Source organism: Jiella mangrovi (assembly GCF_017815135.1).
Lineage (GTDB): Bacteria > Pseudomonadota > Alphaproteobacteria > Rhizobiales > Rhizobiaceae > Jiella > Jiella mangrovi.
The window spans coordinates 239,663-260,630 of sequence record NZ_JAGJCF010000007.1; the positions used below are offsets into that span (position 1 = coordinate 239,663).

Consider the following 20,968-nt stretch of genomic DNA (forward strand, 5'->3'; position numbering starts at 1 on the left):
CGCCTGCGCCCGGGGCAAGCCGGCTATCAGTTCGCGCCGACCTTGAGGCTCTGCCAGAGCTTGAGGTATTCTTCGCGCTGCTCGTCGGTGATCGGCTCCTGGAACTGGACCCGCTCGGCGATCTCCGGTGCACCCATGACCTTGCGGTTGAAGCTGTCTGCGGGAAGCGCAGCAACCGCTTTGTTGCTGGCCGAGACCGGCGCGCCGACCGTCTCGTCCCACTCGGTGTAGAATTCCGGCGAGAGCATGTAGTTGATGAACTTCTCCGCGCCCTCGACATTCTTCGAGCCCTTGGGAATGGCGAAGGTGTCGAGCCAGCCGACGGCGCCTTCCTTCGGCACGGCGAGCGAGACCGGCAGCTTGAACTTGACCTTCGCGCGGCCCGCCGAGCCCGACCAGTAGGTGCCGAGATCGATCTGGTTGGAGGCGACCATCTGGTTCCAGTCGTTTTCCGAGGACCAGAAGGTGCGGATATTCGGCAGAAGATCGGCCAGGGACTTCTTGACCGCATCCATATCCTCGATGTCGTTGATGTTCTGGCCGGTAGCCAGCGCACCGAGCTGGACCGCCTCGACGGCGTCGTCGCGGATGGTGACGCGGCCCTTGTGCTCGGGCTTCCACATCTCCTTGATCGAGGTCGGGGGCGTATCGAAGGCCTTGTCGTTGATGGCGATGGTGGTGAGGCCCCAGGTCCAGGGCACGCCATAGGTCTTGCCGTCGACATTCAGCATCTTCGACTTCGCCTTGGCGTCGTCGATGTCGCCGTAGTTCTCGATCGTGGCGGTGTCGATCGGCTGGACCAGCTTCTCGTCGAGCGCCTGCTGCATGAAGGCGGCGTTGATCATCACGACGTCGTAGAGGCCCGGATTGGTCCTCAGCTTCGTCAGCATCTCCTGTTCGGAGTTGAAGAAGTCGTTGACGACCTTGTCGCCGGTCATCTTCTCGAAGGCCTTGGTGGCGAACGGCTCGTCGGCGCCGTAACCCTTCCAGTTGAGGACATGGAGATCCTTGGCCATGGCCGTCGTGGCGCAGAGAGAAAGCCCGAGGGCCGCGAGAATGGCTGTGGTGGTCTTCATCGCATGTTTCCTTTCGGCCGTTTGAGGCCGGTTCAATGACCCAGTTTCAGTCTGCCGGTTCTTTGCCGGTCTTGGTCCGCAAGGGACAGGAAGTGGATGATCTCTTGGTGTGAGGGCCCGGATGCCCCGCCGCGCCGCGTCACCGCTATGGCCGAGGCGGCGTTGGCATAGCGGACCGCATCGAGCGGCGTCAGATCGCGGGCCAGCGCCCCGACAAAGGCGCCGAGATGGGTGTCGCCGGCGCCGTTGGTGTCGATCGCCGCCACCCGAAAGCCCGGCACCGTGGCCGACTCCTGGCCGCTTTCGACGAGATGGGCGCCGTTCTCGCCGTCGCGAAGGACGATACCGCGGCAGGAAGGCATGCGGGTTTTGAGAAGTGCCGCGGCGCCGTCGACACCGGCGGGCCCGCCGGTGATCGTCGCCAGCTCGCGCATGTTGGCGCTCATCCAGCTGGCGCGGGCGAGCATGCGGGTCAGAGCCGCCTGCGGCACATCGGCGATGACCGGCGTCGGATCGAAGATCACCGAAACGCCGGGATCGACATTTTCGACCAGGGCGAGAACGGCCTCGCGGCTGCAGGGATAGGACAGGACATAGCCGCTGACGGCCAGCCAGTCGCCAGGCGAAAGCTGTTTCAGCAAGGCATCGAAGGTCGCGACATGGGCCTCGGCGCCGGGAAAGGAAATGAAGGAGCGTTCGGCGTCCGGGGTGATCAGGACGACGCAATTGCCGCTGTCGATATCGGCTTGCGGCGCCAGAAGGACGTCGATGTCTTCATCGGCGAGAAACGCTCTGAGAGCGTCGCCGTCCGGGCCCGTTCCGAGCGCGCCGCCGCAGGCGGTGGCAAGGCCGGTGCGACGGGCCGCGACCATCATGTTGACGGCGCCGCCGGGCAGGCGCGCGAAGCTCGACGCCATCAGCTCGGCCGCCCGTTCGGGCAGGCCGGACACGTGATAGACATAGTCCATCACCGCGCCGCCGATATGGACGAGCCGCGCCATGGTCAGGCCGCTCCCTTGAGCGCCGGCGTGCCGTTGCGCAAGGCCAGGAGGCCTTTGGCGAGCGACGCGGCCTGGGAGAGGTCGAAGCCCTTCAACTCGGCGATCTTCGCCACCGGCAGGCGCGAGCGGCCGCAGGCAGCCCCGGCCATCGCGCCGGCAATGGCGCCGATCGTGTCGGTGTCGCCACCCAGATTGGCGGCGATGACGGCGGCGCGCCAGGGGTTGCCGCCGGCGATCGCGACCACTGCGAAGGCGGCGGGAACCGATTCCTGCGAGGCGACGGAGGTGCCGACGAGATCGACCACGGCGGCGATGGCGTCCTGCTCGTTGACATTCGCCGCGAGCTCGCGGGCCCAGACGATGCGCGATGCGATGTCGGGTGCCGCGGCCCAGGCGCCGACGTGACGGGCAGCTCTCGCCGCCTCGATGCCGCGCTCGGCCGCGTCGTTCCAGCCGGCGCCGTCGATGGCGGCGCTGATCGCCGCGGCAACGGCCGAGGCCGAGGCGATGGCGACGCTCGTCGCATGGGTGGCGGCGCAGGTTTCCGCGACCTTCGACACGAGCCGGTCCAGCGGATCCACCCGCGTCATGATGCCGATCGGCGCGATGCGCATCGCCGCGCCGTTGGTCGTGCCTTCACGGCCGGCCTCTTCGGCGGGCGTACCGGCGCGGATCAGGTCGATCGCCCGCTTGGTGGAGGGTCCGAGGAGATCGTAGCTGCCGCGGGCCTTGACGTCGGCTTCCCAGGCGAGAAGCCGATCGACCCAGGCGCGGTGATCGAAGCGCTCGGGGCTCGCCAGAAGCTGTTCGGCGAGAAGCAGCGTCTGCTCGGTATCGTCGGTGATCATGCCGGCGGGCAGGCCCTTGGACACCGGATGGTCCTCGCCCGGCGCGACGAAGCCGGTGACATGACCGTAGGCATGGCGGATCTCGCTCGGGGACAGAAGCTGCGTCGGCATGCCGAGCGCGTCGCCCAGGGCGCCGCCGACGAGCGCTCCCAGGGCACGGTCGAATTGCGGATCGGTGACGTCGGACATGCGCTTAGAACTCTCGATGCAGGGCAAAATGGGTCGGGTTGAGGAGGCTGGTGATATGCTCCATCACGCGGCCCTCCCTCGTGCGGATGACGCGCCTTGTCCGCAGGAACATGGCACCGGGCTGGCAGCTCAGGATCTCGGCGTCGTCTGCGCCGAGCGCAACGACGTCGATCCACTCCTCGCCGTGATCGGGATGAAGGCCGGCTTCGCGCAGCGTGGCGTGCAGCGAGCCGTCGCGCAGCCCCTTGACCGGCAGGTTCTCGATTTCCGGCATCATCGGAATGCGCGAATGTTCGATCGAGATGGCATGGCCATCGTCGGCACTGGTTCTCGCCCGGTCGAGCGCAATGAATTCCGCGCTCTCAAGCCCGAGCTTTTCGGCGAGCGCCCGATCTTCGACGATCTCCAGCCGCAGCGTCCGGGTCAGGGCATTGGCGCCGGCCTTTTCCAGAGCCTTCGTCCAGCCGGCCTCGTCGGCGACGACATTGCCGTCGAAGGTGACGAAGGAGCCGATACCGACGCTGGTGGTGATGAGGCCGCGCCGTGTCAGCTCGCTGAGGCTCTTGCGGACGGTCGACCGGCTGACGGCGAAGCGGCGCACGAGCTCATTCTCACTCTGCAGCTGATCGCCATGGGCGAGCCGGCCGGACCGGATCTCGGTTTCGAGGATCTGCGCGATCTTTTCCGGCTTGCCGGCGGCGATCGCAGAAGAGGCGGAGCGTCGGACCAATGTCTGAACCTGTCCAGTATGCCTGTCTGAACCTGTATTCTTCAGGGCCCGGTCCGGTTTGTCAATCGGCCCTGCGCGACATGGTTACGCACCTCGTCGGGCAAGCCCGGTCCATCTGCCCTCGCATGAACGGAAAGAGGCAAGCGATCGGCCCGGCCACCTCGCAGGCCGCGACCGCCGCGGCGCCGGCCGGCCGCTCGGATTATTCGCAAAACGAACCAATCGGTTGACGAAAAGTTATTCGTGGGTTTTTCCCATCCAAACAAGATGATTGTCAGTCTGGATCGCGTTGCGTGGTCACTATTCGAGCACTGCGCTGGCAAATCATGGTTGGGGGACCGTGTTGAAACATATTTTGGCTTCGAAGAAACGGCGGCTCGCCACGGTCGCCGCTCTTTGTGTCTTCTCGGCCAGCAGCACGCTCGCACAGACGCTGGGTGATGTCCCCTGGGACAACCAGACGACGGCGGCGAAGATGCAGACCGTCATCGATCAGGCGCTGATCGAAAAGCGCATTCCCGGCGCGTCCGTCTCCGTGCGTGAGGGCGATCTGCGCTGGGTGTCGAATTCCGGGGTCGCGGATGTCGCGACCGGCGCCGCGCCGACGTCCGACACGTATTTCGCCTATCGCAGCGTCACCAAGTCCTTCGTCACCACGGTCGTCCTGCAGCTGGCGGAAGAGGGGCTGGTCGGGCTCGACGATACGGTCGGCAACTATGTCGGCGGCGTGCCGGGCGGCGACGAGATCACCATCCGCCAGCTTGCCGAGATGCGCTCTGGCCTCTTCAACTACACCGCCTCCCCGGAATTCGTCGGCGAACTTCTGGCGGACCCCGGCCGGGCCTGGACCGGGCCGGAATTGCTCGCCTTCGCCTTTGCCGAACCGCGGGAATTCGATCCCGGCACCTCCTACGAATATTCCAACACCAATACCGTTCTGCTCGGCGAGGTGATCTCCGCCGCGACGGGCAATGACTGGGCGGCGGAGGTCAAGCGCCGGATTTCGGACCAGCTCGGGCTGGGTTCGGTGGTCTATCAGGGCGCCGGCGAAATGCCGTCGCCGAACGCCGTCGGCTATGTCGACGATGGAGACGGGACGGGGCCTGAATCGCTGGCCGAGTTCAATGCCTCCGGCGCCGGGGCTTCCGGCGGACTTGTGGGTGTCCTCGCCGATCTGGAACGCTGGGGCGAGGCCGTCGGCAGCGGCGAGCTGATCAGCAGGCGCGACTATGTCGAGCGGCTGAAATCCTTCGGCTCCACCGCGCCCGATCCCCAAAGCCCGGAATATGACAGCTACGGGTTCGGCATGGGCGAGATCTCCGGCTATATCGGCCACACCGGCAACGGCCTCGGCTTCGAGGCGCTGGTCATGTACGACCGGGCCAACGACCGCACGATCACCATTCTTCTCAATGCCAGCAATCCCGGCGACGGGGACGCGCCGGCCGACCTGTTCCGCGAGCTTCTGGACGTTCTCGGCTGGACCGGACCGGACAACCAGATCCAGGTCGCCGCAGATGGCAAAAGCGAGATCGTCCGCGCCGGCACGGTGTGGACCGGGCTGGTCAGCGGGCCGTTCCTCACGCGCGCGGCGGTCTATGCCGACAATGGCGGCTCCGCCACGGCGGACGGCCGGGTGACGCTGGCGCCGATCCAGGACTATGTGCCCGCGATCCATGTCGGCGACGGCCAGGTGGCGCTCGATCTCGGCGGCGAGATCACGGCCTCGGCCGGCGGCGACGGGGCGTTTCTGAAAACGGCGACGGGGACCGCTTCACTGTCGCTGACGGATGTCAGCCTGCTTCTGTCCGGCGACGAAATCAGCGGCATCGGCATCGACGCAAGGGACAATGCCGTCGCCGCCCTGGACGGCGTCGTCATCGAGGGCACGGCGCTTGCGGGCCTTCACGCGGGAGGCGCCGCCGCCGCGACGATCCGGGGCACCGGCGTCGAGATCGACCTTTCGCGCGGCGACGGCGTGTGGGTGGAGGCGAACGGTACGGTCGATCTCGAGAACAGCCGGATCACGCTGAGCGGGGAAGGCATCGGCCTCAACGTCTCAGGCGAAGGCGGCCGGGCGCAGATGCTGGGCACCGGCCTCACGGTCGAAACCTCGGCGCCGGGCAGCTATGGCGTGCTGGCCCATGGGGACGGGGCCGAGGTCGCGCTCACCGGTGGCTCGGTCGTCACCGAAGGCACGGGTGCTCATGCCATCGCCATGGGGCAGGGCGCCCGGATCGCGCTGGACGGCGTCACCGTCGCCGCGTCCGGCGCATCCGCGGCGGCGGCCGCGGCGATCGTCACGGATGACGTGGCGGGTAGCGGCAGCGCCACGCTCTCGCTGACGAACAGCGCTTTGTCTGCCGCAAGCGGCTCGGCGGTCGTCGCACAGGGCACCGAGCTGACGCTTTCAGCCTCCGGATCACGGATCAGCGACGCGATCACCCGGTCCTCCGACGCAAGCATAGCCCTTGCCCTGACGGATGGCAGCGCGTGGACGCTCGCCGCCGCCGGGTCGGGGGTCGGTTCGCGGATCGACGAGGTGCAGAATTCGGGCAGCACGATCGCCTTCGCGCCGCCGGTGGGAGCGGGCTTCCAAAGCCTGATCGTCGGCGATTACGCCTCAGAAAATGGCCGTCTGGTGATGAATGCCGAACTCGGAACGGGCGGCGCGGCCGACCAGCTCGTCATCGATGGCGGGCTGGCGAGCGGGCGCTCCCGCCTCGTCGTCTCGGCGATCGGCGACGGCGGACTCACCACCGGCGACGGGATCAGGCTGATCGAGACGGTGAATGGCGGACAGACCGGCTCGGGCGCGTTCGTGCTCGAAAACCGTGTCGCGAGCGGCGCCCTGGAATACGGGCTGTATCGCGGCGGCGCCCTGGCAAGCGACGACTGGTTCCTGCGCTCGACGCGAGACGGCGGGACCGCGACAGGCGCTCTGCCCAATCTCAGACCGGAAGTCGCCGTCGATACCGCGCTTCCGATGATCGCCGCGCAATATGGCCTCGCCATTCTCGGCACACGCGAGGAGCGCGTCGCGGTCCGTGGGCCGGGAGAGAAGAGCGCCTTCTGGGGCCGCGCATTCGGCGAGACGGGAAGCCGCGGCTCCACGGGCGGCGACGCGGCGTCGCAGCTTCATCGCTTCGAGAGCGACGGGCCGCGCTACGACGTCGATCTCGGGGGCTTTCAGGTCGGCTATGACTACCGCCTGTCGCAGCCGGCCGAGGCGGTCCAGACCCTGATCGGTTTTTATGTCGGCGCGGGCCAGGCGAACGGCGACGTCGATGCCGTTTACGGTGGTTCGGCGGGAAATGTGTCGGTCAACGCCTATTCGCTCGGCGCCTACTGGAACCATTCGCGGCCGGGCGGGCTGACCATCGACGCGGTGCTGCAGGGCACCTTCTACGATCAGGCCGCGACGGTCTCGGCGCCGGGTGAGACGTTCACGACCCATGGATACGGCCTGATCGGCTCGCTGGAGGCCGGCTATCGCTTCGAGCTAGGCGCAGGCTGGGACATCGAGCCCCAGGCGCAGCTCGTCTATCAGCGGCTGTCGTTCGACGACGGCTCAGACAGCTATGGCCGCGTCACCTTTGATGCTTCGAACGACGTCTTCGGCCGCATCGGCGGCAAGCTCAGCCGTGGCTGGTCATTGGCGAACGGCCGGCAGATGACCGCCTTTGCGCGGGCCAATCTCTGGCATGGCTTCTCCGATGGCCCGGAAGTGACCTTCGCCGGACCGGGTGGCGGCAATGCCATGTCCTTCGATGCCGGGCTCAAGGGCACGCGGGCGCAGCTCGGCCTCGGCGCATCGATGACCGTGTCGCAAAGCGTGAGCCTGTTCGCGTCGGGGGATTACCAGACGGGTCTGGGCGACACTTCGGGCCAGGGCTTTGCCGGGCGCATCGGCGCAACCGTCAGCTGGTGAAGGCGCGGTAAGGCGCGACCGGCCCGGCTCAATCGTAGAGATCGCGCCGTGTCGGCGGCAGGCCGCTCGGGCCCTTGGAGCGTTTCGAGGCGAGCGTCTGGTAGATCAGGAGGCCGCCGCGCTCGAAGCCCAAGGAGACGCCGGCGAGATAAAGGAGCCAGAGGCGGGCGCGCTCCTCGCCGGCGATGGCCGAAGCTTCGTCCATGCGGGCAAGGAGCCTGTCGTGCCAGAGCCGGCAGGTGCGGGCATAATGCTCGCGCCAGTTCTCGACGTCGTGCACTTCGAAACGGTGCTTTTCCAGATACTGCGCCGAATGTCCGATATGGTCGAGCTCGGCGCCGGGAAAGATGTAGCGGATGATCGCCGCATATTCCTTGGTGCCTTTTCGGAACTTGGCGTCGGTCTCCTTGGCGGGCCGGGTGATGGCGTGGTGGAGATAAAGGCCATTCGGGCGCAGCAGCTTGCGCACGGCCTTGAATAGGCGTCGTGCTTCTCCCAGCCGACATGTTCGAACATGCCGATGGACGCCACCTTGTCGAACTGGCCGGTGAGCTCCTCGAAGGGTTTCAGCTCGACGGTGATCCTGTCCGACAGGCCCTTGGCGGCGATCCGCTCTCTGGCGAGATCGTATTGCGCCTGGCTGAGTGTCACGCCATGGCCGGTGACGCCATAGGTCTCGGCCGCGTGGATGAGCAGCGCGCCCCAGCCGCAGCCGATGTCGAGAAATCGCTCGCCTTCCTTCAGCCGCAGCTTGCGGCAGATCATGTCGAGCTTGTCCTTCTGGGCCTTGTCGATGTCGTCGTGCCAGCCGTCGAAATAGGCGCAGGAATAGAGCATCCGCTCGTCGAGGAAGAGCCGGTAAAAGTCGTTCGAGACGTCGTAGTGAAACTGGATCGCCGCCTTGGACGAGCCGCTGGCCGCCGCGCCGTCTCCGGCCGTCGGGCCTGCGGCCTTCGCCCGCCGCGACAGCCCGTAGAGCGAGGGCAGGGCGGCCGCCAGTTTGAGCTTGTCGATCTTCTTCATCGCCGCCTTGGAGCGGATGTCGGGGCGGGCGCTCGCAAGGTCGAAGATCGTGCCGTGCTCGATGTCGATCGCCTTCGTCATCCACAGACCCACCGCCGTCGCGATGTTCGGGCTGATCGCCAGTCTCGCGATCGCGGCGGGATCGTTGAGCGTCAGCACCGGCCCGTCCGTCGGGCCGAGCCATTCGCCCGTCCAAAGCCGCACCGCGATCTTCGGCTGGAAGGCGGCAACCACGTGGCGGACGATCTCCGCGAGCTTTTCCTCGGCGCCTGCCATGCTGGTGTCTCTCTGATTTCACGTGAAACGGTCTTGCCTGGCCGCTGGCTTATCGCGGGGCGGGAGATGGTGCAATCGCTGGCGGGATCACGCCGCTGATCGCTCGCAGCCGTGGCTCGAAGTGACAAGGACAGAGGCGGTGAGCCTGATCTCATCGCTTACGGAGGAGATCGCAGCGTCGGCGGCGGCGTTTGCCTTCAAGAGGCAGCAGACGGCAGCACCCGATCGGCGAGCGGTCATGAAATTTTGGTCAGGGTCTCACTTTCCGACAAGAGGAGCGCAGTTATTGCGGTGCACAATCGGTGCGGACGACACGTTTCAAACCGGATGAAGGACACCAGCCATGCGCGTAGCCCTGATCGAACCCGCCGCCCTCACGGCCGAGCAGAAACCGCTCTACGAGGATATGAAGAAAGGCATCTCCAGCAATTTCAACGCCTTCGAAGTGGTGCGCGAGGACGGCGCGCTGATGGGGCCGTGGAACCCGTGGCTGCACGAGCCGAAGATCGGCAAGGCGATCTGGGATCTCACCAAGGCGATGTCGATGGAAGCGACGCTGCCGGACAATGCCCGCCAGATCGCCATCCTCGTTACCGGCGCCCATTTCAACGCGGCCTACGAGATCTACGCCCATGTCGCCGTCGCCGAGAAGGAAGGCATGTCCGACGAACGGCTTTCGACGCTGGTCGCCGGGGTGAAGCCCACCGGCCTCGCCGGCGAGGAGGAGGTGGCCTACGACGTCGCCTGGGCGCTTCTCAACGGCGGCGGCATCCTGCCCCGGCCGACCTATGATCTCGCGGTGAAGACCTTCGGCCAGCACGGCGCCAACGAGCTGATCTATCTGGTCGGCCTCTATTGCCTCGTGTCGGTGACGCTGAACGGTTTCAACGTGCCGGTGCCGGAGAAGGAATGAGACACGGCCGTCGCGGCAGTGTCAGGGGCGCCGGTGCGCCAGGGGGCGAGAGGGCGCCCACCTCCGGCGGCCGGTTTCGATTGCGCCCATGATATTCACGCCGCGTTAGCCATCCTTCTCAAACATTCGGCAATGACGCTGCGTTACGTTGTCTTGCCGAGCGGCGGAGCCGACAGCCGCCTGTCGCACAATCGTATCAAGGGATGCCCGGCCGACGGTCCTGATCGTCGGCGGCGCCACACCGGTCGCGGCCGTCCGCGCCCTGCCGGGAAGAAAAGACGCCCACGCGGAAGAGGATGCGCCCATGAAGACCTGTCTGATCATCGACGAGGCCCCGGTCATCCGCAAGATCGCCTTCCGCCTCCTCAGCCGCGACGGGCTCGACGTCGATACGCTGGAAACCCCCTCGGAAGCATTCGAATGGATCGACAGCAACGGCGCGCCGGACATTCTCATCGTCGCAGCCAGCACGCAGGACAAGACCGTCGTCGACGAGATCAAGCGCCTGCGCGAGCGGGCGGGGCCTTCCATGCATATCGTCGCAATGATCGTCGAGGCCAATCTCGGCCTGATGACCCGGCTGCGGCGGGCCGGCGTCGAGGGCTATCTCTACAAGCCCTTCGACCGCACTCTGCTCGAGGAAAGCCTAAGGCCCTTCCTCGAACCCGTGGCCGTCAGCGCCTGAAGGAGCGAGACACGACTTCGCCCGCTTCAGAAGCCGGACTTTCGGCCCATCACGGCATGAAGTAAGCCGGCTTAATCGGCGGGCTTCACCGTCTCCATCAGGCGCTGCATATTGCCGATGACCTTCTCCCGAATGTCGGAGCGGTAGAGCGCGAAGGCGACATTGGCTTCGATGAAGCCTTCCTTGGAGCCGCAGTCGAAGGTGCGGCCGGTGAAGGGATAGGCGGCGAAGTCCTGTTTCTCGGCAAGCTTCAGCATGCCGTCGGTCAGCTGGATCTCGTTGCCGGCGCCCTTTTCTTGGGTCGCCAGAATGTCGAAGATCTCCGGCTGCAGGATGTAGCGCCCCGAGATCGAGAAGTTCGACGGCGCATCCTCGGGCTTGGGCTTTTCCACCATGCCGGTGATCTGAAAGCCGTTGCCGACCGCCTCGCCCTTGCCGACGATGCCGTATTTGTGGGTCTCGGCGGGATCGCACTCCTCGACCGAGATGACGTTGCCGCCGGTCTTTTCGTAAAGCGCCACCATCTCGGCGAGGCAGCCCTTTTCCGCCTGCATGATCATGTCCGGCAGAAGGATCGCGAAGGGCTCGTTGCCGACGAGATCGCGGGCACACCAGATCGCATGGCCGAGGCCGAGCGGCGCCTGCTGGCGGGTGAAGCTCGCCGTGCCGGGCTTGGGCTGGAGATCGTCGAGAAGCTTCAGCTCGGCGGTCTTGCCGCGCTCGGCCAGGGTGTCGGACAATTCGACCTGAATGTCGAAATAGTCCTCGATGACCCCCTTGTTGCGGCCGGTCACGAAGATCAGGTGATCGATGCCGGCCTCCTTCGCCTCGTCGACCACATACTGGATCACCGGCCGGTCGACGACCGTCAGCATTTCCTTGGGAACGGCCTTGGTGGCGGGCAGGAACCGTGTGCCGAGACCGGCGACGGGAAATACGGCTTTGCGGACTTTCTTCATGGCAGGCCCTCCGGGATGATCGCGGCAGCGGAAGGGAGCGGCGCCCTCCCCTGGTGTTTCAGTCCCGTCACTTAGCCGGCCAGCAAGCCGGAGATGTGACGACGCAAACGGTCTTCGTCGAGGCGTGCGGTCCTGGAATGCCGCCGCCGCTCCACCCTGCCTATGCATCGCCAGAGATACCCGCGCAAGCTGCGAAGCGGCTTTCTGACGCCGCAAGCGGCATCGCGCTGCCGCGACACGCCGCCTTCGCGGTAGCGACCCGTGGCGCCTTCAACGGGTGACCTGCGATGGGAGCGACCAGCGACCGCCCGCGCCAGAGGCTGAAAGTTCCATGCACCGCAGGCTCTTGCGATCGACCGGGTGATCCGGTTTGCGAAGCCGTGCAGGATCGTCTTCTTCGCGGCCGCTGACGAGGGTCTTGCGCCGCAAAACGCCATGGCGCAACGCGCCCGGACCGTTGCCCTGCGGCCATGTGAAGCGGTCGTCCCCGGCCCGTGAACCGAAAATGGCGGGTCACGACGGGCAGCAGGCAGTGCAAATGCGCGGGCCGGCATGGCGAAATCGTTGCGCGAGAGCGCCGGTCAGAAATTGCGCTTGTATTTGAACTTGCCGGAATGACCCTCCCATCCGTCGCTCTGGCCCGGCCGCTTGTTCCAGGGCCAGCGCGTCCCGGCATAGTTCGACAACTCGAAGGACAACCTGTCACTGAACTTGTAGAGCAGGGAATAGGTGAAGTCGGGGTCCCAGGGCTGCTGCTGCGTCCCATCGGGAAAGAAATTGAAATTGGCCCGCAGGCTGAGCTTGTCGTTCGGCTTGAAGCCGCAGTTCAGCCCGGCATATTTCTTGTGTTCGTCGGTGCCGCCGACATTCACGTTGAAGAAGCGCGGCGCATAATGGAGGAAGGCCGAGCAATCCAGCTTGCCGAGCTTTTCATCGTCGCTGGCAACGATCTGCGGCTTGTAGGGCAGATCGTAGGTCAGGCGCAGGCCGCCACCGAGGAACTCCTCGAGGCCAATGCTCTCATTGTCTTCGCGATAGCCGTAAAAGCCGATGGAATGCGACAGGGCGAGGCCGTTGCCGAAGTCGAATTTCAACGAATAGACATTCGGCTGATAGTCATAGCCGAAATTCCTGGCGGTCTCCTTTTCCAGAAACGACGCCCCACCATCCCCGGCGCTGCCGCCTTTCAGCTGAAGCTTGATCTTCTGGTCGTTCGAGAGCTTGCACTCGCCGCTGCCGCCGGCGCGCGGATGGCGCGGATTGCCGCAGATGGTTGCGGATGTCGTGTCCTCTTTCGTCAGGATCAGGCCGCCCTTCTTGTCCGTGCGAAGCCCCGGCGGCAAGGCGTTGCCGGCATCGGACCGGGTTGCCGACAGCGCCCGTTCGACCGAAACGCCGGCAAGGGCTGTATCCGAGCCGTCCGCGCTTGCCGCCCCGCCGGAGCGATCCGTCCCCGCCCTATCGGACGAAGCGCCACGGGTCGGAGCTGATTTTTTTTTTGCTCTCCTGTTCGGGAGCCGCGTCGTCGGATTTCGGTTTGACGGCAGCGGCTTTTGGCGCGGCCCGCCTCGTCTTGCGATTGGCGAGACGCTCGAGCAGCACGATGCTCGCCTTGCCCGTGACAGACAGACCCTCGTCCTTTTCCGCCATCGCGATGGCGGCTCTCGTTTTCGGGCCGAGCTGGCCGTCGACCTCGCCCGGATTGTAGCCGAGACGGCTGAGTTCGGTCTGGATCATCCCAACGACGCTCAGATTGTGAAGGCCGGGCGCATTGCCCTCGACGGTATCGTCGCCGGAGACGGCTATCTCCTTCGAGACCACGGGCGCTGTCTCCTGCTTCGGCTGCGGTTTGGCCTGCGGCGAGGATTTTTTCACCGCCTCGCGCGTTTTGGCCGCGGGCTCGACCGACTTCGGCTCTGCCTCAAGCTTCGGCTCAGGCTTTGGCTTGGGCTCGGCCTTCGCCTTGGGTTGAGGCTTCGGTTTCGGCTGGGACTTTGCCTTGGTCTTCTGCTCTTGCGCCGGTTTCGGCTCGTCCTTTGGTTCTTGCGTCTTCGGCTCGGGCTTCGCCTTCAGCGCCTGCCTGGTAAACGCCTTGGCCTTGGCCTTGGCTTTCGATTTCGGGTTCAGTTTCGGGGACGACATCTCGGCCTTGGCGGAATCGGGCTCGGGCTGCACCAGGGCTTTCACCGAACGGGGCAATGACTTCGCGGCCGGTTCCGACGTTTCGGCAGTTTCCTTTGGCGTCTGCGGCTCGAGCGGCTTCTGCGTCTTCGCAGAGGCGCCGACGAGCGCTTCGATCGTCGTCTTCTTCGGGCCGGACAGCTTGGGCTCGGGCGATTTCGGCGCGAAGGCCTGCGGCGCCGGCGACCCTGGCTGAGGCGTCTTTGCCGGCGGCAGCGTTCTTGCCTTCGGGGCGACGGTCCTGCGTCTGGCGGGCGCCTCCTCGACCGTTTCGATGCGCTTGGGGGTGGCACGCATGGCGACGCGCTCGTCACCACCGCCAGCGGGTCTGACAGGCGCTTTCCTTGCGGCCATCGCCGTGTCGGCAGCAATCAGGCTCTCGATCGAAGCGCTTTCGCCAGACGGCTTTTTCGCGGCCGGCATCTGTGCTTGCGGCGTGGTGCTGGCCCGCTTTGCGAGCGCAGGCTTGGCGATCGTCGCCCGCCTTGCGGGGGCGGCCTTGAGCACGTCGCGCGCCGGGGTGGGCGCAATCTCGATCTTCCTTTCGCTCACCGCGCGCTTGGCGGCTTCTTCGCCATAGGCGCTGAGGACGCGATCGAAAAGGCCGACCGCGTCGGGTGACATCTTCGCATCGGCGGGGCGCGGTTCCTCGGGGGTGCGGTTCAGCAGGGCACTCGCGGCTTCGGCCCCATAGGCGGCCGCCAAGAGGCGCTTGAGCGGATCAGCCGACTGAGCGAGCGCATCCTTGCCATCGGTCGGCGCGGCGAGGGCGATCCTGCCCGGCGAAACGCGAGCCGATTCGGCCGCATAGGCGGCAAGCAGGCGCTCGATCATGCCCGCATCCGCGACGGGCGGCTGCGGCACGGGCGCCGGCGCCACGGGCTGCGGCACAGGTGCCGGCGGCACCTCGGCCTGCCGGGATTGCAGATTGCTCGGGTCGATCATCAGAACGACGATCTGGGGCGCGGCATTCATGGCCGGAACGACCATGCCGGGCATGCCGGCCATCGTCTGGATCTGCGGGAAGACCGAGGTGACGCCAGGCTGGGCGAGAATCACCGGCTGAGACGGCTGAACGCTCTGTGCGCTTGGCGCGGCTTGCTTCACGACGACCTTGGGCGCGCTCTTTTCGGCGGGAAGATCGACGGCGACCCTGGTGCCGACCACCGTCTCGGCGACCGGCGCGATCTCGACCGTGCCCTCTGTCACCACACGCCCGCCAGAGCCGCGCGCGGCGGTCGTCTCGGTGCCGACGACGACCGTCTTGGCCGGGATCGCGACCTTGGCCGGCGCGGCCTTCTTGACCACGGGCCTGGCTGGCGCAGGCTTGGCCTTGGCAACGGCCTTTTTCGCCGGAGCAGGCTTCTTCTTCGTCTCGCCGGTCGTCTCGCCGGTCTTCTCGACGGCAGGTTTTTTCGCGGCGGGTTTCGGTGTCGCGGCCTTCTTGGCAGGCGCCTTGGCAACCGCCGGCTTCGCGTCGGCCTTCTTCACTGCCGGCTTGGCCTTGGCTTCGGTCTCGCAGGCGACCTTCGGCTTCGGCTTGGGCTCGGGTTTTGGCTGCGGCTTTCTTGCCTTGGCGGTGTCCGCGCGCACGACCTTTTTCTTGACCGCCGGCGTCTTCGAAGCGGTCTTTTTCGCCGTCGTCTTCTTCACGGGCTTTTTGGGCGGCACGCAATCGACCGCCGCAGACGCGCCGGCGAGCACCGCCGGTTCGGCCTTTGCGGCAGGCGTCGTCTTCTTTGCGGGCTCGGCCTTGGCAGGCTTTGTCTTTGCCTTGGCAACCTCCACCTTGGGCTTGGCCCCCGCCTTTGGCTTCGCAATCGTCTTGCCGGCGACGGGTTTTTCGACGCCGGCCGTCTTCGCCTTCACGGGCACCGTCTTCTTCGGCGCGGGCTTGGCGGCCTTGACGACCTTCTTTTCCGCCACGGCCTTCTTCGCCGCGTCCGACGTCTTTGGCGCCGAGGGCTTCTTCGCCTTGGTGGTCTTCTTCGTGGCAGACGCCTTCTTGGCCGCGTCCGCCTTTTTCGCGGCAGCCTTTTTCTCCGCCGCCTTCTTGCGAGCCGCAGCTTCCAGCTCGGCCTTGCTCGGACCTGCGGGCTTCCACTGGGCCGCGACCCGGACGGCATAGGCCTTGGCGATCTCCAGTGCCGGCAGATCGATGGTGGAGAGATCGACGTCGAACTCGTCCTCTGCCTTCACGGTGAGGGGATCGCCGTCCAGCGGCGTGATCGTGCAGGCCTTGGCCTCGGCGTCACAGGTCACGTCGACCCTGTCCTTGGCCATGGACTGGCTGAGGCCGAAAGAGGCGGAAGCATCGGGAAAGATGCGATAATAGCGGCCGCCGACGGCGCCGATCTGATAGCCGCCCCAGAAGGCGGCGGCCGAAACGTCGCTCACCTCCACCGAGGCGCCAGGGGTGAAGGGGACCGCGATATCATAGAGCTCGGCGCGCGTGTCGCCGGCCGCAGCCGGCGCGCAGCCTATGGACAGCGCGGTCAGGCTGTGCAGAGCTCTTCTGCTCCAGACCTTCACCCGTGGCATCATCAGGACCCCATCTGATGGCGCATCAGCGGGCCGAACTGCTTGTAGGCAAGGCTCGCAAGGATGATCGCATTGGTGTTGCAGCTGAGCGAGCCGTTCGGCGACCCGTCCGCCTCGAAGCGACCTTCCATCCAGCCCTTTTCGGGATCGGCGAGGTCGTCGAGCGAAGCGACGAGGGCCTTGGTGTAGTCGGTGCCGAACAGGGCATCCCAGCCGAAGGCCGCCTTGGTGCTGATGCTGCGCAGCTCGTCCATCCGGCTGCCGTCGAGGCGCATGACCGCCCACGGATCACCGCCGCCCCACACCGTCGAATAGGTGAAGTAGGGCTTGACCGAGATGTGGCCCTCGCTGACGGCGGTGAACTGGCCGGTGTCCCTGTAGCGCTGCTCCTGGGCCCGGTAGACATTCGAGGCGAGCCGCAGCGAGGTGGAATCGAAGCCGAAGTCCAGCCCGTCGAGGACATAGGGCTCGCTCGTCGCGAACGAGGCCGATCCGTTGCCGAGCTTGCGGTCGTCGACCGGAACGGCGACGTCGCCGACCATCTGGAAGGTGAGATTGCGCTCGGCCTTGGCCGCATCGACCGCGTCGAGGCCGAACAGCATCATCGCCTTGGCGCCATACTGCTCGTAGCCGACGCGCCCTTCCTGGCGGAAGACGGTCTTGTCGTCGCGCACCGCGGTGCCGAACATGTCGCCTTCCTGGACCAGCGCCGCCAGATCCCATTTGGTCAAAAGCTTCCGGACGTCCTTCGCGTGCTCGGGATAGTTGCGCATGATGTAGGACATCGGCACCAGGAAATGGGCGACGTCGAGCGCCGACCAGCCAAGGCCGCGCGGGTCCGGCTTGTTGGCATAGGTGCTCATCTTCAGGGTGCGAACGTCATAGGCCTTGTTCGGCAGCCGCCCCTCGAACAGCTCCATGGTGTCGAGGCTGACCAGGGCGCCGTTCAGGCGGCCGTGGAACTCGACATCCTCGATGATGCCCAGACGATAGGCCGAGATCAGACCGATCAGATAGGAGCCGGTGTCCCAGATCGTCGTCGAAGGATAGTTGTTGGCCGCATTGACCAGAAGCGTGTTCTTGTCGGTGTTGTTCTGGAAGTAGCGCCAGGCGATCTTCGCCTGGGTCATTTCCTTTTCCGTCAGCGGGCGCAGCGCCGCGAGCTTCATCGGCTCGATCGCCGCGATCTTCTCCGACACCGAATCCGCTTTCGCCATAACGGCCGGGGCCTGCGCCGACGGCGTACCGGCAGGTGCCGCCCTGAGGCTTTCCGACACGTCGTCGACCGCGAGGATCACGACGGAGGCTGAAAGGAGGCCGGCGATGAAGATCAGCTGGCTGCGCCCGCGAACGAGATTTTCTTTGAAGCTCATGACTATTCTCCGATATCGAAGTCGGGTTGCCAGAAGGCCGCGTAGATCATTCCCGACAGGGCAAAGATGTTGTTGATCCCCCAGAAGCCGTTGGCGATGATACCGCCCAGCGTGTAGCCCTCGTTCCCGAAGAGGAAGGCGGCGAGAGCGAAGACGAGGCCGGCGAGCGTCAGGACGCAGATCGCCACATGCGGCCAGACCAGCTTGAGGAAATTGCCGGACTGGCGGTCCTTCGGGGTCACGGGGAAGCTGATCTTCCGGCCCAGCATGACGACCCAGAGGGCCTTCAGATTGATCGCGAAGAAGGACAGGTAACTGGCCTTGCTCTTGTAGCCGGCGACGCCCCACATCCCGACCAGCGTCGCCAGTTCCATCGAGATGAGGAACGGCAGGATCTGCAGGAAGAACTCGTCGGTATAGGCGCTGAGCGGTGCGATCGCGAAGAACAGATAGATCATCGGGGCGACCAGGAAGATGCAGTTCCACGCGCCGCCGAGATAGGACCAGAAGGTCGAGGCGTACATCAGCCGCTGGGACCACGACATGCCCGAGCGAAACAGCGGACTGTCGTTGAACAGGATGTCGAGGCTGCCGCCGGCATATTTGAAGCGCTGGATCGTCCAGGTCAGAAGATCCTGGGGCGACAGCATCTTCGATTCCACATGGGGATGCAGCACCGACTTCCAGCCGCGCTCGGTGTCCGAGTGCAGGACGATCGAGGTGTAGATGTCCTCCGAGACGTGGAACTTGTAGGGCGTCAGCGCCTGCGACATGGTCGCTTCCTCGCGGATCGCGGCCATCAGCACCGGCGAGATCTCGCGCTCGTGGCTTTCCAGCGTCACCTCGCACTCGGCCTCGATCAGACGCTTCTCGACGGCGTCGCCGAAGGAGCGGAGCGCCGCTTCCATGACCGCCTCGCGGCGATGGATCGAGCCGGCGCCGCAGCAGAAGGCCGCATGGGACCGGTTCCGCCGGCGCAGGATGATGTCGTAGAAGATCTTCGGATCGTTGACGAAGGGGTCCTCTCCGATGCGGATCTCGCCGACGCATTTCTGGACCATCCGGCCGAAGCCCGCGCCGCAGCGGCCGAGCTTCTCGCCAAGCACGGCGTCGAGGGTCTTGCCCTCGGGCAGGTCGAAGAACCACTGGGGCGTCTGCACCCAGGCGACCTTGGGATCGCGGAAATAGCCGAGCGTGCGCTCCAGGATCGTCGGGAATGGACGCGTGTCGGCGTCGCAGATGACGATGAAGTCGCCCGAGGTCTGCTCCATCGCATTGCGCAGATTGCCGGCCTTGAACCCCTCATTGGTCGTGCGGGTGATGTAGCCGACGTTTTCCTCGGCGCAGACGGCCTTCATGGCCTCGCGCCGGCCGTCGTCCAGGACATAGATCCTGAGGTCGATCGGATGGGGGTAGCGGGCGTTCTTGGCGTCGATCAGCCCGAGGCGGACGAGCTCGGGATCCTCGTCATAGGTGGCGAACATCACGTCGACGGCGACCGGCCGCGCGGCATCGTCGGCGCCTTCCTGGCACTCGCCGATGGTGGCCGGAGGCTCGACGATCGGCGTATCCTTCACCGCCCACAGATTGTAGGCGAACAGGATGAGGCCGATATAGGCCAGCGTCTCGGCCATGACGACCGGGATCGAGAACCACAGGGCGTCGTAGTTCAGCGAATAGTTCCACCGCCACCACAGATAGGATGCGCCGAGGCACAGGCACAGGGTGATCAGGAACTGCCAGAGCAGCTCCCGCGGCACCGAATGCGTCAATGGTTCAGGCGGAACTCGGTCTTCGAAGCGTTCGAAATAAAAGCTCATGGCGACGGGTCCCGTTCAGGTAGCGGCTTTTGTCGCCGGAGCGGCATGGGCGGGCTTGCCGGCCCAGGGCAACGGGCCAAGCCCGATGGTCCAGGCCAGTGCCGGCAGTTTGGACAGGCCATAGGCAGCGCCATAGGCTCCCGCCGATACGAGGATGACCTTGAAGATGACGGTCGCGGCAGGCGTGAGCGTCAGGCCGAGCCCGTAGACGCCGATGTCGAAGAGATCGATCATCATCGGGTGCAGCAGGTAGATGCCGAAGGTGAACCTCGCGAACCTGCTCCATGCCGGCGACCAGGCCTCGTGCTGGCGGCCGAGAAAGACCATGAAGACGGCGAGCGGCATCAGGAAGTGGGCGTAAAAACCCCAGCCCGTACGGTGGCTCCAGGCGCCGGTCTCCATCGCAGCGAAATTGTGCGGCAGGGTGGCAAAGAGCAGGAAGGCGACGAAGAAGATCGCCGTCTTCGAAACCAGACGGGATTCGCCGCGCGGGATGCCGTATTTGAACAGCCCGAAGATGGCGAAGGCCGCGATGCCGTAACCGACATAGCCGAGGATCTTGACCGCCCGCACGAGATAGGTCCGGGCAGTGTCGTCGGCGACAGCCGACCAGATATAGCCCTGCATGTAGTCCATGCAGCCGAGCATCGGCACGACGGCGAGACCGTAGATCGGATAGCGCATGGCAACCCGCATCACCGGATAGAACATCATCAGGACGAACAGCGTCGGCAGGAAGTGCATGTGGTACTGCGACGAGCCGATGAGGAAGTTCTGCGCCCAGCGGCCGACGTCGAGCCACTGATCGACGACCGCGCCGGAATAGCCGAAGGCCGTCGCCTTGAAGATCTTGAAGAAGGCGTAGAACACCGTCCAGAAGGCGAAGGGGATGAGCAGGCGGCGCATCTGCTCGCCGATCGCCTCGCGGTAGGTCGGGCGGCGGCGGTCGAGCTTGAAGGCGAAGAGGAACAGCGAGAAGACGAAGAACATCTCCGAGCCGGACAGTTCGCCGACGGCCCGCATCAGAACCGGCACGAGACGCTGCTCGGGGTCGGCGTTGATGAAGGCCTTGCCGACGGAATCCGTCGTCGAATGGATCATCACGACGCCGAAGGCGGCAATGACGCGATTGGCGTCGAACCAGGTCATGCGCCCGCTGGCGGAGCCGCCTGTCTGCGCGTTCATCACCGGTGTCTGGACGTGGATGTTCATCGCCCGGCTCCGTCTGCGGACAGTGAGAGAAGGTCCGAGGCGCCGAGCCGGCGCGAACGGGGCGAGAGACGGCACGCATCGCCGGCCTTGCGGCCGGGCCGGCCGATCAGGCGCACGGCGCCGGCGGCACGCATAAGGGAGAAGGCATCGGGCGCGGCGTGATCGCGGAGCCGCGCAAGGGCTGGCAATCCTTGCACTCCCAGCGGAAGG

Annotated in this window: 13 protein-coding genes and 1 pseudogene; 3 read left to right on the forward strand and 11 right to left on the reverse strand. The window is 65.7% G+C overall.

The features are described from left to right. Positions 1–26: 26 nt before the first annotated feature. From J6595_RS12870 to J6595_RS12885, 4 genes are read right to left on the reverse strand one after another with little or no spacing between them, the layout of a single operon-like run. Positions 27–1,076, reverse strand: a complete 1,050-nt coding sequence (locus J6595_RS12870) for an ABC transporter substrate-binding protein (protein ID WP_209594960.1) — start codon at positions 1,074–1,076, stop codon at positions 27–29. Positions 1,077–1,108: 32 nt separating this feature from the next. Next, on the reverse strand, positions 1,109–2,077 hold the full coding sequence (locus J6595_RS12875) for a PfkB family carbohydrate kinase (RefSeq protein ID WP_209594961.1): 969 nt from the start codon (positions 2,075–2,077) through the stop codon (positions 1,109–1,111). 2 nt (positions 2,078–2,079) lie between these two features. Next, complete coding sequence (locus J6595_RS12880) at positions 2,080–3,114, reverse strand: ADP-ribosylglycohydrolase family protein (protein ID WP_209594962.1); 1,035 nt, start codon at positions 3,112–3,114, stop codon at positions 2,080–2,082. A 4-nt stretch (positions 3,115–3,118) separates the two neighbouring features. Continuing rightward, positions 3,119–3,844 (reverse strand): GntR family transcriptional regulator, encoded by a 726-nt coding sequence (locus J6595_RS12885; RefSeq protein WP_209594963.1) that lies wholly within the window; start codon positions 3,842–3,844, stop codon positions 3,119–3,121. A 343-nt stretch (positions 3,845–4,187) separates the two neighbouring features. On the opposite strand from J6595_RS12885, the gene J6595_RS12890 reads away from it, so the two are divergent. Next, positions 4,188–7,775 carry an autotransporter outer membrane beta-barrel domain-containing protein gene (locus J6595_RS12890; RefSeq protein WP_209594964.1) on the forward strand — a complete coding sequence of 1,196 codons (3,588 nt, stop codon included), beginning with the start codon at positions 4,188–4,190 and terminating at the stop codon, positions 7,773–7,775. 28 nt (positions 7,776–7,803) lie between these two features. Here J6595_RS12890 and J6595_RS12895 read toward each other — a convergent pair. Next, positions 7,804–9,074: pseudogene (locus J6595_RS12895) on the reverse strand (class I SAM-dependent methyltransferase). Positions 9,075–9,417: 343 nt separating this feature from the next. On the opposite strand from J6595_RS12895, the gene J6595_RS12900 reads away from it, so the two are divergent. Both J6595_RS12900 and J6595_RS12905 read left to right on the forward strand, forming a co-directional pair. Further along, positions 9,418–9,987, forward strand: coding sequence for a carboxymuconolactone decarboxylase family protein (locus J6595_RS12900; RefSeq protein ID WP_209594965.1), 570 nt, complete (start codon positions 9,418–9,420; stop codon positions 9,985–9,987). A 304-nt stretch (positions 9,988–10,291) separates the two neighbouring features. After that, positions 10,292–10,672, forward strand: coding sequence for a response regulator (locus J6595_RS12905; protein ID WP_209594966.1), 381 nt, complete (start codon positions 10,292–10,294; stop codon positions 10,670–10,672). A gap of 71 nt (positions 10,673–10,743) precedes the next feature. On the opposite strand, the gene galU is transcribed toward J6595_RS12905, so the two are convergent. The 6 genes from galU to J6595_RS12935 all read right to left on the reverse strand — a co-directional run bounded on the left by galU (position 10,744) and on the right by J6595_RS12935 (position 20,758). Then, the gene (galU, locus tag J6595_RS12910; protein WP_209594967.1) at positions 10,744–11,631 is read right to left on the reverse strand and encodes a UTP--glucose-1-phosphate uridylyltransferase GalU; all 888 of its coding nucleotides are present in this window, start codon (positions 11,629–11,631) and stop codon (positions 10,744–10,746) included. Positions 11,632–12,212: 581 nt separating this feature from the next. Next, on the reverse strand, positions 12,213–12,974 hold the full coding sequence (locus tag J6595_RS12915; RefSeq protein WP_209594968.1) for a hypothetical protein: 762 nt from the start codon (positions 12,972–12,974) through the stop codon (positions 12,213–12,215). Between the two features lie 115 nt (positions 12,975–13,089). After that, the gene (locus J6595_RS12920; protein WP_209594969.1) at positions 13,090–16,353 is read right to left on the reverse strand and encodes a peptidoglycan-binding domain-containing protein; all 3,264 of its coding nucleotides are present in this window, start codon (positions 16,351–16,353) and stop codon (positions 13,090–13,092) included. Positions 16,354–16,355: 2 nt separating this feature from the next. Continuing rightward, positions 16,356–17,726, reverse strand: coding sequence for a DUF3131 domain-containing protein (locus J6595_RS12925; RefSeq protein WP_209594970.1), 1,371 nt, complete (start codon positions 17,724–17,726; stop codon positions 16,356–16,358). A gap of 2 nt (positions 17,727–17,728) precedes the next feature. Beyond that, positions 17,729–19,546 (reverse strand): glycosyltransferase family 2 protein, encoded by a 1,818-nt coding sequence (locus tag J6595_RS12930; RefSeq protein WP_209594971.1) that lies wholly within the window; start codon positions 19,544–19,546, stop codon positions 17,729–17,731. A gap of 15 nt (positions 19,547–19,561) precedes the next feature. Then, the gene (locus J6595_RS12935; RefSeq protein ID WP_209594972.1) at positions 19,562–20,758 is read right to left on the reverse strand and encodes an acyltransferase; all 1,197 of its coding nucleotides are present in this window, start codon (positions 20,756–20,758) and stop codon (positions 19,562–19,564) included. Between the last annotated feature and the right edge of the window lie 210 nt (positions 20,759–20,968).